Source organism: Pseudomonas sp. KH_050 (assembly GCF_057838875.1).
In genome coordinates this window covers 1,721,113-1,734,998 of sequence record NZ_CM174478.1, presented here as the reverse complement: position 1 = coordinate 1,734,998, position 13,886 = coordinate 1,721,113, and the positions used below count along the sequence as shown (strand labels likewise).

Annotated in this window: 14 protein-coding genes; 8 read left to right on the top strand and 6 right to left on the bottom strand. The window is 61.6% G+C overall.

The annotated features are described in order from the left end of the window. Position 1 precedes the first annotated feature (1 nt). On the top strand, positions 2-2,149 hold the full coding sequence (locus tag AC3IUA_RS08015; RefSeq protein ID WP_489359907.1) for a methyl-accepting chemotaxis protein: 2,148 nt from the start codon (positions 2-4) through the stop codon (positions 2,147-2,149). Between the two features lie 214 nt (positions 2,150-2,363). Here AC3IUA_RS08015 and AC3IUA_RS08010 read toward each other — a convergent pair whose 3' ends face one another. From AC3IUA_RS08010 to AC3IUA_RS07995, 4 genes are read right to left on the bottom strand one after another with little or no spacing between them, the layout of a single operon-like run. Further along, a complete protein-coding gene (locus AC3IUA_RS08010) occupies positions 2,364-3,677 on the bottom strand; it encodes a sensor histidine kinase (RefSeq protein WP_489359906.1) in 1,314 nt (437 codons plus the stop codon). Beyond that, complete coding sequence (locus AC3IUA_RS08005) at positions 3,674-4,342, bottom strand: response regulator transcription factor (RefSeq protein WP_489359905.1); 669 nt, start codon at positions 4,340-4,342, stop codon at positions 3,674-3,676. Before AC3IUA_RS08005 ends, AC3IUA_RS08010 begins: the two co-directional genes overlap by 4 nt. Continuing rightward, complete coding sequence (locus AC3IUA_RS08000) at positions 4,342-4,665, bottom strand: PepSY domain-containing protein (protein WP_489359904.1); 324 nt, start codon at positions 4,663-4,665, stop codon at positions 4,342-4,344. The genes AC3IUA_RS08005 and AC3IUA_RS08000 overlap by 1 nt, the downstream gene beginning before the upstream one ends. Then, positions 4,665-4,973: a PepSY domain-containing protein gene (locus AC3IUA_RS07995; protein WP_489359903.1), complete on the bottom strand. Its 309-nt coding sequence runs from the start codon at positions 4,971-4,973 to the stop codon at positions 4,665-4,667. Before AC3IUA_RS07995 ends, AC3IUA_RS08000 begins: the two co-directional genes overlap by 1 nt. Positions 4,974-5,105: 132 nt before the next feature. Here AC3IUA_RS07995 and AC3IUA_RS07990 point away from each other — a divergent pair, with 132 nt between their 5' ends. From AC3IUA_RS07990 to codA, 6 genes are all read left to right on the top strand, one after another. Further along, a complete protein-coding gene (locus AC3IUA_RS07990) occupies positions 5,106-6,185 on the top strand; it encodes a patatin-like phospholipase family protein (protein ID WP_489359902.1) in 1,080 nt (359 codons plus the stop codon). A 95-nt stretch (positions 6,186-6,280) separates the two neighbouring features. After that, on the top strand, positions 6,281-6,637 hold the full coding sequence (queD, locus tag AC3IUA_RS07985) for a 6-carboxytetrahydropterin synthase QueD (protein WP_150645341.1): 357 nt from the start codon (positions 6,281-6,283) through the stop codon (positions 6,635-6,637). Then, positions 6,597-6,944 (top strand): GNAT family N-acetyltransferase, encoded by a 348-nt coding sequence (locus AC3IUA_RS07980; RefSeq protein ID WP_489362538.1) that lies wholly within the window; start codon positions 6,597-6,599, stop codon positions 6,942-6,944. Before queD ends, AC3IUA_RS07980 begins: the two co-directional genes overlap by 41 nt. Before the next feature lie 303 nt (positions 6,945-7,247). Then, a complete protein-coding gene (gene codB, locus AC3IUA_RS07975) occupies positions 7,248-8,519 on the top strand; it encodes a cytosine permease (RefSeq protein ID WP_489359901.1) in 1,272 nt (423 codons plus the stop codon). Continuing rightward, positions 8,516-9,733, top strand: a complete 1,218-nt coding sequence (locus tag AC3IUA_RS07970; RefSeq protein WP_489359900.1) for a PucR family transcriptional regulator — start codon at positions 8,516-8,518, stop codon at positions 9,731-9,733. The genes codB and AC3IUA_RS07970 overlap by 4 nt, the downstream gene beginning before the upstream one ends. A 14-nt stretch (positions 9,734-9,747) precedes the next feature. Further along, on the top strand, positions 9,748-10,998 hold the full coding sequence (codA, locus tag AC3IUA_RS07965) for a cytosine deaminase (RefSeq protein ID WP_489359899.1): 1,251 nt from the start codon (positions 9,748-9,750) through the stop codon (positions 10,996-10,998). A gap of 78 nt (positions 10,999-11,076) precedes the next feature. Here codA and AC3IUA_RS07960 read toward each other — a convergent pair whose 3' ends face one another. Beyond that, a complete protein-coding gene (locus tag AC3IUA_RS07960) occupies positions 11,077-12,069 on the bottom strand; it encodes a diaminopimelate epimerase (RefSeq protein ID WP_489359898.1) in 993 nt (330 codons plus the stop codon). After that, entirely contained in the window at positions 12,066-12,494 is a 429-nt protein-coding gene (locus AC3IUA_RS07955) for a RidA family protein (protein ID WP_489359897.1), read from the bottom strand. Before AC3IUA_RS07955 ends, AC3IUA_RS07960 begins: the two co-directional genes overlap by 4 nt. A gap of 189 nt (positions 12,495-12,683) precedes the next feature. Between AC3IUA_RS07955 and AC3IUA_RS07950 the strand changes: the two genes are divergently transcribed. Continuing rightward, positions 12,684-13,835, top strand: a complete 1,152-nt coding sequence (locus AC3IUA_RS07950; RefSeq protein WP_489359896.1) for an MFS transporter — start codon at positions 12,684-12,686, stop codon at positions 13,833-13,835. Positions 13,836-13,886: the final 51 nt, after the last annotated feature.

Genomic DNA, 13,886 nt, shown 5'->3' with positions numbered 1-13,886 from the left:
CATGTCGCTCAGACAACTTTCCATTCAATGGAAAATCACCCTTCTGGCCGGTCTCTGCCTGCTCGGCATTGTCACCTTGCTGGTGGGACTTTCGCTCTATCGCATGGAGCACAACGCCGAACTGGTAAAAAATTCGAGCATGGAGATGCTCAACGAAGCGGCCCAGGCCCGGATCGAGGCCCTGGGTGAGGTCCAGGCGCTGGACATTCGCCAGCAATTCATGGATGCCTATCAATACGGTCACGGCTTCTCCCGCCAGGTACTGTTCCTGCGTGAACAGGCCGAGAAACGTTTCCTCGATGCCTTCGACCTGCGCGAAGACCTGACCCGCCAGGTCAAGTCGGCCCTGCAAGCCAACCCGGATCTGCTCGGCCTGTCGCTGGTGTTCGAAGCCAATGCGCTGGACAGCAAGGATGAGTTGTTTGCTGGCCAGAAAGAAGTGGGTAGCAATGACCAGGGCCGTTTTGCCCTGTACTGGTCGCAACCGACACCGGGCAAACTGACCTCGATGGCCCTGCCGGAAAGCGACATGGCCGATACCAGTACTGGCCCCAGCGGCGAACCGGCCAATGCCTGGTTCACCTGCCCGCGCGCCACGCTCAAGCCTTGCGTGATCGAGCCGTACTTCTATGTGATCGACGGTCAGAACGTGCTGATGACCAGCATCGTCTTCCCATTGATGGTCGATGGCAAAGTCATCGCCTCGCTGTCGGTCGACATCAACCTCAATAGCCTGCAAACGGTCAGCCAGCAAGCGAGCAAGAATCTCTATGACGGCCAGACCAACGTCAGCATCATCAGCCCGGTCGGTCTGCTGGCCGGCTATAGCCCGGACGCCAGCAAACTGAGCCAGCGCCTGGACAGGATCGACAAGGCCAGCGGTGCCGAACTGATCCGCATGCTGTCCGGCAACAGCCAGACCCAGAGCCTGCGCAGTAATGAACAACTGAAAGTGCTCGCGCCCTTCACGCCAATCCCCGGTGGCAAGCCGTGGGGGGTGTTGCTGGAGGTACCGGAGAAGGCCCTGGTCGGCCCGGCTGAAACCCTGAAGAAAGAGCTCGACGAACGCAGCACCAGCGGCACCCTTATCGAGTTGAGTCTCGGTCTGTTGGCGGCGGTCATTGGCCTGCTGCTGGTCTGGCTGATGGCTCGCAGCGTGACCAGGCCGATCCTCGGTGTCGCGCACATGCTTGAGGACATCGCCAGCGGTGAAGGTGATCTGACCCGGCGCCTGGCTTACGACAAGCAAGACGAACTCGGGCAACTGGCTGGCTGGTTCAACCGCTTCCTCGACAAGCTGCAACCGATTATCGCCGAGGTGAAACGCTCGGTGCAGGATGCCCGCAGCACCGCCGACCAATCGGCCGCTATCGCCACCCAGACCAGCGCCGGCATGGAACAGCAGTACCGCCAGGTCGACCAGGTGGCTACCGCGTCCCATGAAATGAGCGCCACCGCACAGGACGTCGCCCGCAGCGCAGCTCAGGCGGCGCAGGCTGCTCGTGACGCCGATCAGGCGACCCGTCAGGGTTTGACCGTGATAGACCGCACCACCACCAGCATCGACAACCTTGCCGCGGACATGAGCACGGCGATGACCCAGGTCGAAGGCCTGGCCGCCAACAGCGAGAAAATCGGTTCGGTACTGGAAGTGATTCGCGCGATTGCCGATCAGACCAACCTGCTGGCCCTCAACGCTGCCATCGAGGCGGCTCGCGCCGGCGAAGCCGGACGTGGTTTCGCCGTGGTCGCCGATGAAGTGCGTAACCTGGCCCGACGCACCCAGGAGTCGGTGGAGGAAACCCGCCAGGTGATCGAACAGCTGCAAAGCGGTACTCAGGATGTTGTCGGCTCCATGAGCAACAGCCATCGCCAGGCTCAAGGCAGTGTCGAGCAAGTCAGCCAGGCCGTGACCGCCCTGCGCCAGATCGGCGATGCGGTGACCGTGATCACTGACATGAACCTGCAGATCGCCAGCGCCGCGGAAGAGCAAAGCGCCGTGGCCGAAGAGATCAACAACAACGTGGCGACCATTCGTGACGTGACAGAATCGCTGTCGGGGCAAGCCAACGAATCGGCGCGGGTCAGCCAGGCGCTGAACAGCCTGGCCAACCAGCAGCAGAGCTTGATGGATCAGTTCAGGGTTTGACGGGGGTTGGCGGTGTGCCAGGCACACCGCTTGCGCGGCCGAGCCACGATGCCCGTAGCAGCTGGCGAAGCCTGCGTCCGGCTGCGCAGCAGCCGTAAAATCTGGCACCGTGGTATTCCAGACAAACCGTGGAAGCAGGATTTGCGACTGCTGCGCAGCCGAACGCAGCCTTCGGCAGCTGCTACGGGGGGCAAGCCACGTTCCCACAACAGACTCAGCTCCCGGGCAACTCAATCACCACCTTCAACCCGCCCGACTCGCTACTCTCCAGGCGCATTTCGCCGCCCCATACCTCGACGATGTCGCGCACGATGCCCAGTCCCAGGCCATGGCCGTCGGTCTGTTCATCCAGCCGCGTACCGCGGCTGAACACTCGATCGCGGTTCTCCTCGGGGATCCCCGGCCCGTCGTCCTCCACCATCAGACGAAAGCCCTCGGCCGTTTCGGCAATGCTCAGCTTCACTTCGGCATCCGCCCATTTGCAGGCGTTGTCCAGCAGGTTGCCAAGCAATTCGAGCAAGTCTTCCCGATCCCATGGCAACTGCAGGCCGGGAGGCGCGACGTGGCTGAGTGCAAGGTGTTCACCATGGATCATGTTCAAGGTAGCGAGCAAGCCGGGCAGTTCCAGGTCGCAATCGAACTGCGCGCCCGGCAAGGCATCGCCGGCCAGACGGGCCCGATTCAGCTCGCGATGGAGGCGTTGCTGCACCTGTTCGAGTTGCGCCAGCAAGATCTTGCGCAGCTCAGGATGCGCATCCAGCTTCTCGCTTGAGGCCAGGCTCAGCAATACCGCCAGCGGGGTTTTCAGCGCATGCCCCAGATTGCCCAAGGCATTGCGTGAACGCTTGAGACTGTCTTCAGTGTGCGCGAGCAAATGATTGATCTGCTCCACCAGCGGCTCCAGTTCCACCGGAACCTGGGCGTCCAGTTGTGAACGCTGGCCCTGCTGCAGCTGAACGATTTGTTCCCGGGCCGTTTCCAGCGGCCGCAAGGCCCGGCGCACGGTGATTCGCTGCAATAGCAGAATCAGCAGCAAGCCCGCCAGACCAAGGCCCAGGCCGATCTGCTGCAGGCGCCGAAAGCTTTCCCGTACCGGCGTGTAATCCTGCGCCACGCTGATGGAGATCGATTGCCCCAGCCGCCGATAATCGGAGCGCAGGATCAGCAACTGCTGCCCTTCCGGCCCCAGTTGCAGATGACTGTGCAGACCGGGGTGATCCAGCTTTGGCAGTTCCTGGTCCCACAAGGACCGTGAGCGCCAATGCGCGTCGGCAAAGTCGATGTGAAAGTAATGCCCGGAAAATGGCCGCTGATAGGCTGGCGACAAGCGTCGCTCGTCCAGTTGCAAACCCTGCGGGCCACGCACCAGGGCCACCAGCAGGTTCTCGCTGTCGTTGCGCAGCCCGTCTTCCAGATAACCTTGCAGGCCCCTTTCGAACAGCCAGAGACTGGTCTGCGCCAGCACCAGGCCGACGATGACCAGGACACTGATCAGACCCAGACTCAGTCGGCGCTGAATCGACCTCACTGCGCCGTCCCGCCGAACAGGTAACCCTGGCCGCGACGGGTTTCAATCACGCTGCGACCAAGCTTGCGCCGCAAATGGTTGACGTGAACTTCCAGAACATTCGAGTCGCGCTCGGTTTCGCCATCGTACAAGTGTTCAGCGAGATGGCTTTTGGAAAGGATTTGTTCAGGGTGCAGCATGAAGTAACGCAACAAGCGAAACTCGGCCGCTGTCAGCTGAATATCGGCGCCGTCGCGGGTCACGCACTGGCGCCCTTCATCCAGGTGCAAGCCGGCAGCCTTGAGGGTCGGCTGATTGGCCAGGCCATGGGAGCGCCGCAACAGCGCCTGGACCCGCAAATGCAACTCCTCGGGATGGAATGGCTTGGTCAGGTAGTCATCGGCACCGGCTTTCAGGCCTTCGATCCGCTCGGCCCAGGACCCACGGGCGGTGAGAATCAACACCGGCGTGGCCAGGCCCGCAGCGCGCCATTGGCTCAGCACCTCAAGCCCCGGCAACCCTGGCAGGCCAAGGTCGAGAATGATCAGGTCGTAGGGTTCGCTGCTGCCCTGATACACCGCGTCGCGGCCGTCGGCCAGCCAATCGACGGCGTAACCCTGGCGATTGAGCCCGGCCAGCAACTCGTCGGCCAGCGGGACGTGGTCTTCCACCAAAAGCAGGCGCATCAATCATCTTCCTTGTCTTTGAGGAGCTCACCGGTGTTGGCGTCGAGCTCGATTTCACGCACCACGCCGTCAGCGGTCAAGAGTTCTATTTCATAGATATAGCGCACCGGCTGGTCCTTGTGCTCCTCGAGTTCGGCCTCCAGTAATTTGCCTCCGGGGTAGCGTTGCATGGCCGCTCCCAGCAGTTGCTCGAGCGGCGCGATAACGCCTTGCTGGCGCAGGTGCAGGGCTTCGTCCTGATCCAGGTCACGGGCCACAACGAACGAGCAAAATGCCAGAAGCGCCAGAGCCGTTCGACTGCAGGTGCGCAGATTTACCTTCATTACGTATCCTGATGATCCTTGAGAACCTGCCCACTGACAGCGTCCAATTCGATGTCCCATTCAACACCCTGGGCATCGCGCAGTTCCACCTGGTAGAGGTACTTGCCGTACTCTTCTTCCAGCTCGGTTTCGTGCACGGTGCCGCCCGGGTGCTTGGCCAATGCCGTGGCATTGAGCTTCTCGAAAGATTGAATGGTACCAGCGTCGCGCAGTCTCAGGGCTTCGTCCGGTCCCAGGTCACGGGCGTGCGCCAGGCTGGCAGTCATGCCGATAACGGTCGCGGTGAACAGGGCGGTCAAGGTTTTCATGATGAGTCTCCGTTTTTTGCCTATGTTGCCTACGGGACCCACGATAACTGCATCAACTTAACTGAAACTGAATTGCCACCATGCCAATCCTGAGATCTTCTACAATCCCCGCCCGCGACTATTGAGGCCGGTATGACCGCTATCCACATCAAGTTCCCCGCCCTGACCCTCAAAGCCGGCAAACGCGCCTTCGCCCGGATACGTGAAAACGGTCTGAGCGCGGCCGATGTCGGCACGCTTCCCGGCGCGGCCGGCGGACCGAAGGCCCTGGGTATTCAGGGGCTGGATCTGGCGTTGTTTGGTGAGTGGCTGCCGGCGGCGCCACGGGAGCGCTCGTTGATTGGTGCATCGGTCGGCTCCTGGCGTTTCGCCTGTGCCTGCCTGCCGGATGCCGCCGAAGAGATCAAGCGTCTGGGCCAACTCTATAACGAGCAAAGCTTCGCCAAGGGCGTGAACATGGCGGATATCAGTCAAAGCTCGCAGCGCATGCTCCACGATCTGCTCGAGGGTCGCGACGCGTTGATCCTCGATAACGCTCACTACCGACTGAACATCATGGTGGTGAAAAGCCACGGTTTGTTGGCCGACGATCACCGTGGCCGGCTGGGGCTGGGGTTGTCCTCGGTGATCGCCGATAACCTGCGCGGGCGTTCACGGCTGTCCCGGCATTTCGAACGGGTGATCCTGCATGACCCGCGCCTGGCGCCGCCACTCAATGCCCTCGACGACTTCCCTTCACGTTTTGTGCCACTGGACGCCGCCAACCTGCGCCAGGCCTTGCTCGCGTCCGGTTCGATCCCGATGATCATGCAAGGGGTGCGCGACTTGCCCGGCGCGGGTGCCGGCACCTATCGCGACGGCGGCTTGCTGGATTACCACCTCGACCTGCCTTACAGCGGCGAAGATATCGTGCTCTATCCGCACTTCACCGACCGGGTGATTCCCGGCTGGTTCGACAAAGGTTTGCCATGGCGGCGCGGCAATCCGAAGCGGTTACAGGACGTTTTACTGCTGGCGCCCTCCAGGGATTACCTGGCCCGCCTGCCCTACGGTAAATTGCCGGATCGCAATGACTTCAAGCGCTTCATGGGCGATGACCAGAGCCGGCAAAAATACTGGCGCACGGCCATGGAAGAAAGTCGGCGCCTCGGTGACGAGTTCCTTGAGCTGGCGGCGAACGGTCGGCTGGGGGAGCACCTGCTGACCCTTTAGTCAGGGATTTACCGCATCGGCAAAGCCAAGCTGTTAAACTCGTTAGCTGCCTTCATCGCCGCGGGCGATAGCCACCTGCCAGAGCTCAAACCACTGTGGAAATCTTCAAAGAGTTTACCTTCGAGTCCGCCCACCGCCTGCCCTACGTTCCGGAAGGCCACAAGTGCGGACGCCTGCACGGCCACTCGTTCAAAGTGGCGATTCACCTGAGCGGCGACCTCGATCCGCGCACCGGCTGGATTCGCGACTTCTCGGAAATCAAGGCGATCTTCAAGCCGCTCTACGAGCGCCTCGATCACAATTATTTGAACGACATCCCTGGCCTGGAAAATCCGACCAGCGAAGTCCTGGCCAAATGGATCTGGAACGAGTTGAAGCCCCTGCTGCCGGAACTCAGCGCGATCCGCATCCATGAAACCTGCACCAGCGGCTGCATTTATCACGGCGAATAAGCCGGCGATTGAAGAAAACCACCGAACCCGGTGGTTTTTTTATGCCTGTTCCTTCGGCTTTCAGGTCTCATGTCATCGAGAGCGACGTGGGGATGGTCGGCTTAGTGGTGTTGATCAACACCAAGGAGTACCTGCTACTGGACAACCTGGCATCAGCCCCCAGGCCCAAGGCCGGGGTTATGGCCGGCAATTGCTGGAGTTTGCCGAGTTTCACGCGGTTGAAGCGGACTATGCCTCGATCCGCCTGTACACCCATGAAGCGATGAGCGAAAAACATTGCGATGTACGCCGGAAGAGGATTTTTTGAAACCCACCGGGTTGAAGAGAATGGCTTGCGGCGGGTTTATATGAGTAAGTCGTTGGGGTGAGTCCACAGGTTTTGCGTCCGGCTCATACCTTCTTATCTCCCCACCGGTGATTCAATATGTATCAACCCCGCACCGCTTTCGTGCCTTATTGGGCAAATTGACCACCTCCTCACGCCAAATCTCCATTCACAGCTATAAATAGTGTGCAGATTGCACTATGCCAGCTGTGCGCCGATCACTGCCTGTACGTTGGCACGGTGACTGCAATGTGCCTGCGTCACTCACACACCAGGGGAAGGCACATGACGCAGAACGATCCGGGCAACGATTATCCTCTCAGTGAAGTCCCCATGCATGCCCGCAAGGGCCTGGCGTCTACGGCGATGGTGCTGCTGGGGTTTACTTTCTTTACCGCAACCATGTTTGCCGGCGGCAAGCTGGGTGTGGCTTTCAGCTTCACCGAGATGCTCGGGGTTATCGTCCTCGGCAATCTGCTACTGGGTATCTACGCCGCGGGGCTCGGTTACATCGCCTTCAAGAGCGGGCTGAACTCGGTACTGATGGGGCGTTTCTGCTTCGGCGAGATCGGCAGCAAATTGAGCGATCTGATCCTCGGCTTCACCCAGATCGGCTGGTATGCCTGGGGTACCGCGACGGCCGCGGTGGTCTTGGGCAAGTACTTCGAACTGAGCCAGGGCACGGTGCTGGGGTTGATGGTGCTGTTCGGCATGGTGTTCTGCGCCACGGCGTATGTCGGCTACCGCGGCCTGGAAATCCTCTCCTATATCGCCGTGCCGGCCATGGCCTTGCTGCTGATGTTATCGATGTGGGTCGCCACGGTGAAGGTCGGCGGGCTGGATGGCCTGCTGGCAGTGGTGCCCAGCGCCAGCCTGGATCTGTCGACCGCCATCACCCTGGTCTTCGGTACCTTCGTCAGCGGCGCGACTCAGGCCACCAACTGGACGCGCTTTTCCCGTTCGGCGCGGGTGGCGGTGCTGGCGAGCCTGATCGGCTTTTTCATCGGCAATGGCCTGATGGTGCTGATCGGTGCCTATGGCGCGATCGTCTACCAGCAGCCGGACGTGGTCGAAGTGCTGCTGTTGCAAGGGTTCGCCATGGCCGCCATGGCCATGCTGCTGCTGAACATCTGGAGCACCCAGGACAACACCATCTACAACTTCGCAGTGGCCGGTTGCAACCTGCTGCGCACCCGTCGGCGCAAAACCGTGACCCTGGTCGGCGCGCTGATCGGCACGCTGCTGGCCCTGCTCGGCATGTACGACCTGCTGGTGCCCTACCTGATTCTGCTGGGCACGGTGATCCCGCCCATTGGTGGGGTGATCATGGCGGACTTCTTCTATCGCTATCGTGGCCGCTATCCGCGCCTGGCCGACGCCAGACTGCCGGCCTTCAACTGGTCGGGACTGAGCGCCTATGGGGTGGGTACGGTGGCGGCGTTCAACTCGCCGTGGGTCGCGCCGCTGGTAGGGATCGTCGCCGCTGCGCTGACCTACGTGATACTCACCGGTCTGCTTGGCACCCGAGCCTCGTTAGCCGCCGACGTGCAGGTATGAGTCTGACGATCGAGGAAGTACTGGCCCTGCCAGGGCTCGATTCCATGCGCCTGCGGGCCGGTGCCGTCGGTTTGCAGAACCCGGTGCGCTGGCCCTACGTGGCGGAAAACAGCGGCATCGCCGAATGGGTATTGGGCGGTGAGCTGGTGTTCGTCACCGGCATCAATCATCCACGGGACGAAGAAAACCTCTTGCGACTGCTGGACGAAGCCTGCGAACGCCAGGTGGCCGGGCTGGTGATTCTCACCGGCCCGGCTTACATCCAGGCCATTCCTCAACGCCTGCTGGCGGCTGCCGAGTCCGCCGGCATGCCGCTGATCGAACAGCCCTACTGGTTAAAGATGGTCCTGGTAACGCAGGCCATCGGCTCGGCACTGATCCAGGCCGAACAGCTCGGTCGTTCACGCCACGATGTGCTGGAGCGACTGTTGGCCGGCCAGTACCAGTCCCTCGATCTGCTGCTGCACCGCGCCGAACAATTGGGCATGCCGCTGCGGGGCCACTGGCAAGTCGCGCAGTTGCAACTTGAAGGCGGCGAGTCGTTGTTCGCCCAGGGCAGTGCCGAGGAAATCGAGGCGCAGCTGGATCGCCAGCACGACAGCATCGCCCGGCGCCTGCGCCAGTTCGCCCGCGAACACCCGCCGGCACTGCCGGTACTCGGTCGTGCTGGCCAATGGACGTTGCTGCTGCCGGCACCCGACGCCGCCAGCGCACACGATAATCGCCAGCGCCTGGCGAACTGGCTGAGACCTCTCAACCCGCGTCTTGCACCGCTGAAGTTATTCGTTGGTTTGAGTGCGGCCGAGCATCCACCGGCCCACCTGGCCCAGGCTCTGGACGAAGCCCACCAGGCCCTCGCCGCCGCACGCCGTTTTACCGAGCGGGCCGGGTTGTGTGTCTATGATGAATTGGGAGTCCTGAAACTGCTCAGCAGCGTGCGCGATCGAGCGCTGCTCGATCAGTTTCTCAGTGATCGCCTGGGTCAGCTGTTGCGCCACGACCATCACCACGGCCCCAGCCTGATGCCGACCCTGGAGGCCTGGTTTCACGAAAACGGTAATCTGGTGGCTGCCGCTCAGCGGTTGGCGGTCCATCGCAACACCTTGACTCACCGAGTCCAGCGAATCGAGGCCCTGTCAGGCCTGGCGCTGGACAACCCTTATGACCGGCTGGATATCGGCGTCGCGCTGATGATCTGGCGGCTGTCTGCCTGAGAGGACCTATCGCGATGCATATCATCAACGCCCGTCTGCGCAACCGTGAAGGTCTGCATGAACTGCACCTGGAAAACGGGTTGATCGCCAACATTGCCCGGCAAACCGAAGCACCGACCCTCGGCCCCGAAGACCTGGATGCCGGTGGCAATCTGGTGGTGCCACCCTTCGTCGAACCGCACATCCACCTCGACGCCACCCTCACCGCCGGCGAGCCGCGCTGGAACATGAGCGGCACGCTGTTCGAAGGCATCGAATGCTGGGGTGAACGCAAGGTGACCATTACCCAGGAAGACACCAAGACCCGTGCCAGGAAGACCATCCGCACCCTCGCCGCCCATGGCATCCAGCATGTGCGCACCCATGTCGATGTCACCGACCCGAGCCTGACAGCGCTCAAGGCGATGCTCGAAGTGCGCGAAGAAAGCCGTCATCTGATCGACTTGCAAATCGTCGCGTTCCCCCAGGAAGGCATCGAGTCCTACCGCAATGGCCGGGATCTGATGGAGGAAGCGATTCTGCTGGGCGCCGATGTGATTGGCGGCATCCCGCATTTTGAATACACCCGCGATCAGGGCGTCAGCTCAGTCAAGTTCCTGATGGACCTGGCCGAACGCACCGGCTGCCTGGTGGACGTGCATTGCGATGAAACCGACGACCCGCATTCGCGTTTCCTCGAAGTGCTCGCTGAAGAAGCCCGCAGCCGCGACATGGGCGCCCGGGTCACGGCCAGCCACACCACCGCCATGGGCTCCTACGACAACGCCTACTGCGCCAAGCTGTTCCGCCTGCTCGGTCACTCGGGGATCAGCTTCGTCTCCTGCCCGACCGAAAGCATTCACCTGCAGGGGCGCTTTGACAACTTCCCGAAACGCCGTGGAGTGACGCGGGTCAACGAGTTGCTTGAAGCCGGAATGAACGTCTGTTTCGGCCAGGACTCGATCGTCGACCCTTGGTATCCGTTGGGTAACGGCAACATTTTGCGGGTACTGGAAGCCGGTCTGCACATCTGCCACATGCTCGGTTATCGCAATCTGCAAAGCGCCCTCGACCTGGTCACCGACAACAGCGCCAAGGCCCTGGCGCTGGGCGAGCGTTACGGCCTGGAACCCGGTCGCCCGGCCAATTTGCTGATTCTGTCGGCCGACAGCGACTACGAAATGATCCGCAGCCAGGGATTGCCGCTGTATTCGATTCGTGGCGGGGAAGTATTGATGAAACGGCAGATGCCACAGGTGGAGTTGTTCGGGGATTCGGACTGCTGATTGGCGTTGGAGACTCGCAGGCCGAGCGGGCGCTATCGCGAGCAGGCTCGCGATAGCAATAGATCGGTCACCCTGGCTCTAAAGGATGGCCCGCGCCATCCCAAACAACTTGACCTTACTCAATTCGCCGTCCTGTTCTTCCAGAAGGACCGGCGCCGTGCCACCCGGCATGCTCACCGCAACCTCCCCCGCCGGCACCCAGCCCACACGCCAGGCAGCACAGGCCACCGCACTGGCACTGGTGCCGGAGGACGCGGTCGGACCTTCGCCACGCTCGAACACCCGGGCGACTATCCGCCCCTCGGACTCGAGCATCGCCCATTGCAAGTTGACCCCAGCCGGACAAGGCTCGCCAGCGCCGGTCGGCCCTGCGAAAGCGATGCGGGTCAGACCTGAGGACAAATCGGGCTCGCGCATCTGTTCATTGCTCGGTAATGAGCCTGCGTCTGCAACCAGGGTCACGCAATGGGGATTGCCGATACGCACGAACTGGCTTCGATTCCATGCCGGGTTGATGCTGGAAAGCTGCGACAGCTGGTTCAGGCCGTGGCCATTCAACTCAGCAGCCTCGACACCTTGGGCCGCCACGGCCTGCGGGCCGAATGCCGGTTTGCCCAAGTCCAGCCAAAACCCGCGAATGCCTTCAACCTCCGCCGGATCAACCGAGGTTTCCACTGGCGATACAGCATCCCCCTTGTTGTGATGAACCTTGAGCACACAAGGCCCCTGCGCCGGCATTAACCCCTTATCAGTCAATGCCTGGGCAAAAATGGTCAAGCCGTTACCACTGCGTTCTGCCAGGCTGCCGTCAGTGTTGACGATCAGCAGGTCGTAGGGCGGCCCGGACTGAAATGGACCGATGAGCAGACCATCCGAGCGATGGGCCTTGGCGCCTGCCGGTCTGGTGTCGGGGGCCCAGCCACAAAAAGCTTCCACCGCCTGCAACGCCCAATTATCCAGTGTTTGTGCGGCTTGGCATGCCTGCTCTGGAAACACGATTGCGCGTTGGCGCAACCCATCGAGTGAGACAACGGCGTAGATATTGCCGCGGGCATCGTAGAACTGCGTCATACCGCAACTGCCGCGATCGCCTCGATCTCGAACAGCATGTTGTCCAGCGCCAGCCTCGGTACCGGGATCAGAGTGCAGGCCGGCTTGGGGGCTGAACCCCAGACCCGATGCAGCTCTTCGCCGAAAATTTCCAGACGCTCCAGGCTGTGGTCGACGATCAATACCGTCAGCTTGGCCACATCGCTCACCTCGGCGCCGGCCGCTGCCAGAGCGATCTGCAGATTATCCAGCGCCTGCCGGACCTGTTCAGCGAAATCACTCGATAACAGACTGTCCGCGTTCTCGCCGCCCTGCCCGGCGATAAATACCAACCGCGCACCAGCCGCCACCTGGGCCACATGGCTATAACCATTGGCGGTCGGGTCGTAAAGGCCCGGCGGGTTCGACAGCTGTAGCGTCGGCGAGTACTTTTTATCGGTTTGCATCGAGATCTCCTTATTAATGAGTGGAGCAGATCGGTTTCAGATTTTTTACAGTCGGTAAATCCACTGGCAACGCTTCAGTAAAGCACTGCATTGCGTCAGCGGGGGAAACCCTGGCCTCGCCCGACGCAGCCTGATGTGCAAGGATGTTGCGCTGCATATCGTTATTGGCCGGATTGCCAAGGATTTTTCATGACCGCCATCATTACCCCAGCGTCCGTACTCCCCGGACGCCTGGAGCAAATGTCCACGCGCATCGCCTTCTTCATCGCCGGTTTCGGCATCGCCGCCTGGGCGCCATTGGTGCCTTACGCCAAGGCCCGGGCCGGCCTCGATGAAGGCACCCTCGGTTTATTGCTGCTGTGCCTGGGTGTCGGCTCGATCATTGCCATGCCATTGGCCGGGATCCTCGCCTCGCGCTTCGGTTGCCGCCGGGTGATGACCGCCGGGACCCTGCTGATCTGCCTGGCGCTGCCGCTGTTGGCGACGGTTTCCTCGGTGCCGCTGTTAATCGCCGCGTTGTTCATGTTCGGCGCCGGGCTCGGCTCGGTGGACTCGACCGTGAACCTGCAAGCGGTGATCGTCGAGCGGGCCAGTGGCAAGACCATGATGTCAGGCTTCCACGGGCTGTTCAGCCTCGGCGGGATCGTCGGCGCGGCCGGGGTCAGTGCGCTACTGGGGCTGGGAATGTCGCCGTTGGGCGCAATGCTGGTGGTGATCGTGCTTCTGCTGCTGGCCTTGTTCAAGGCTGCGCCGCATCTGTTGCCTTATGGCAGTGAAAGCACGGGGCCAGCCTTTGCCGTGCCCCATGGGGTGGTGCTGTTTATTGGCAGCCTGTGTTTTATCGTATTTCTCGCCGAAGGCGCAGTGCTCGACTGGAGTGCGGTGTTTCTGACCTCCGAGCGCAATCTCGACACCGCCTACGCGGGCCTGGGTTATGCCGCATTCGCCCTGACCATGACTGCCGGCCGCCTGACCGGAGACGCCATCGTGCAGCGGCTCGGCGCCAAACGGGTGATCATTATTGGCGGGCTGACCGCCGCCGTTGGCCTGCTGCTCGCCACCCTGGCCCCGGCCTGGGAAGCGGCGTTGGTGGGTTATGCGTTGGTCGGTGCGGGCTGCTCGAACATTGTCCCGGTGCTGTACACCGCTGTCGGCAAACAGAAAGTCATGCCCGAAAGCATCGCTGTGCCAGCCATTACCACCTTGGGCTACGCCGGCATCCTCGCCGGCCCCGCGGTAATCGGCTTTATCGCCCATGGCAGCAGTTTGAGCATTGCCTTTGGCTTGATTGCGCTGCTGTTGCTGGCCGTTGCGGCCAGTGGGAAAGTGTTGAAGGTTTGATCGCTGCATGCCTGATGAGTAGCGGTGCGCCGAAAAGATCGCAGCCTGCGG

Bases quoted from the DNA above. Each gene is read 5' to 3' on its own strand.
- AC3IUA_RS07990 (WP_489359902.1), top strand. From the start codon at position 5,106: ATGACCGCTATCCACATCAAGTTCCCCGCCCTGACCCTCAAAGCCGGC.
- AC3IUA_RS08015 (WP_489359907.1), top strand. From the start codon at position 2: ATGTCGCTCAGACAACTTTCCATTCAATGGAAAATCACCCTTCTGGCC.
- codA (WP_489359899.1), top strand. From the start codon at position 9,748: ATGCATATCATCAACGCCCGTCTGCGCAACCGTGAAGGTCTGCATGAA.
- AC3IUA_RS07980 (WP_489362538.1), top strand. From the start codon at position 6,597: ATGAAACCTGCACCAGCGGCTGCATTTATCACGGCGAATAAGCCGGCG.
- AC3IUA_RS07955 (WP_489359897.1), bottom strand. From the start codon at position 12,494: ATGCAAACCGATAAAAAGTACTCGCCGACGCTACAGCTGTCGAACCCG.
- AC3IUA_RS08005 (WP_489359905.1), bottom strand. From the start codon at position 4,342: ATGCGCCTGCTTTTGGTGGAAGACCACGTCCCGCTGGCCGACGAGTTG.
- AC3IUA_RS07970 (WP_489359900.1), top strand. From the start codon at position 8,516: ATGAGTCTGACGATCGAGGAAGTACTGGCCCTGCCAGGGCTCGATTCC.
- AC3IUA_RS07950 (WP_489359896.1), top strand. From the start codon at position 12,684: ATGACCGCCATCATTACCCCAGCGTCCGTACTCCCCGGACGCCTGGAG.
- AC3IUA_RS07960 (WP_489359898.1), bottom strand. From the start codon at position 12,069: ATGACGCAGTTCTACGATGCCCGCGGCAATATCTACGCCGTTGTCTCA.
- AC3IUA_RS08000 (WP_489359904.1), bottom strand. From the start codon at position 4,665: ATGAAGGTAAATCTGCGCACCTGCAGTCGAACGGCTCTGGCGCTTCTG.
- AC3IUA_RS07995 (WP_489359903.1), bottom strand. From the start codon at position 4,973: ATGAAAACCTTGACCGCCCTGTTCACCGCGACCGTTATCGGCATGACT.
- codB (WP_489359901.1), top strand. From the start codon at position 7,248: ATGACGCAGAACGATCCGGGCAACGATTATCCTCTCAGTGAAGTCCCC.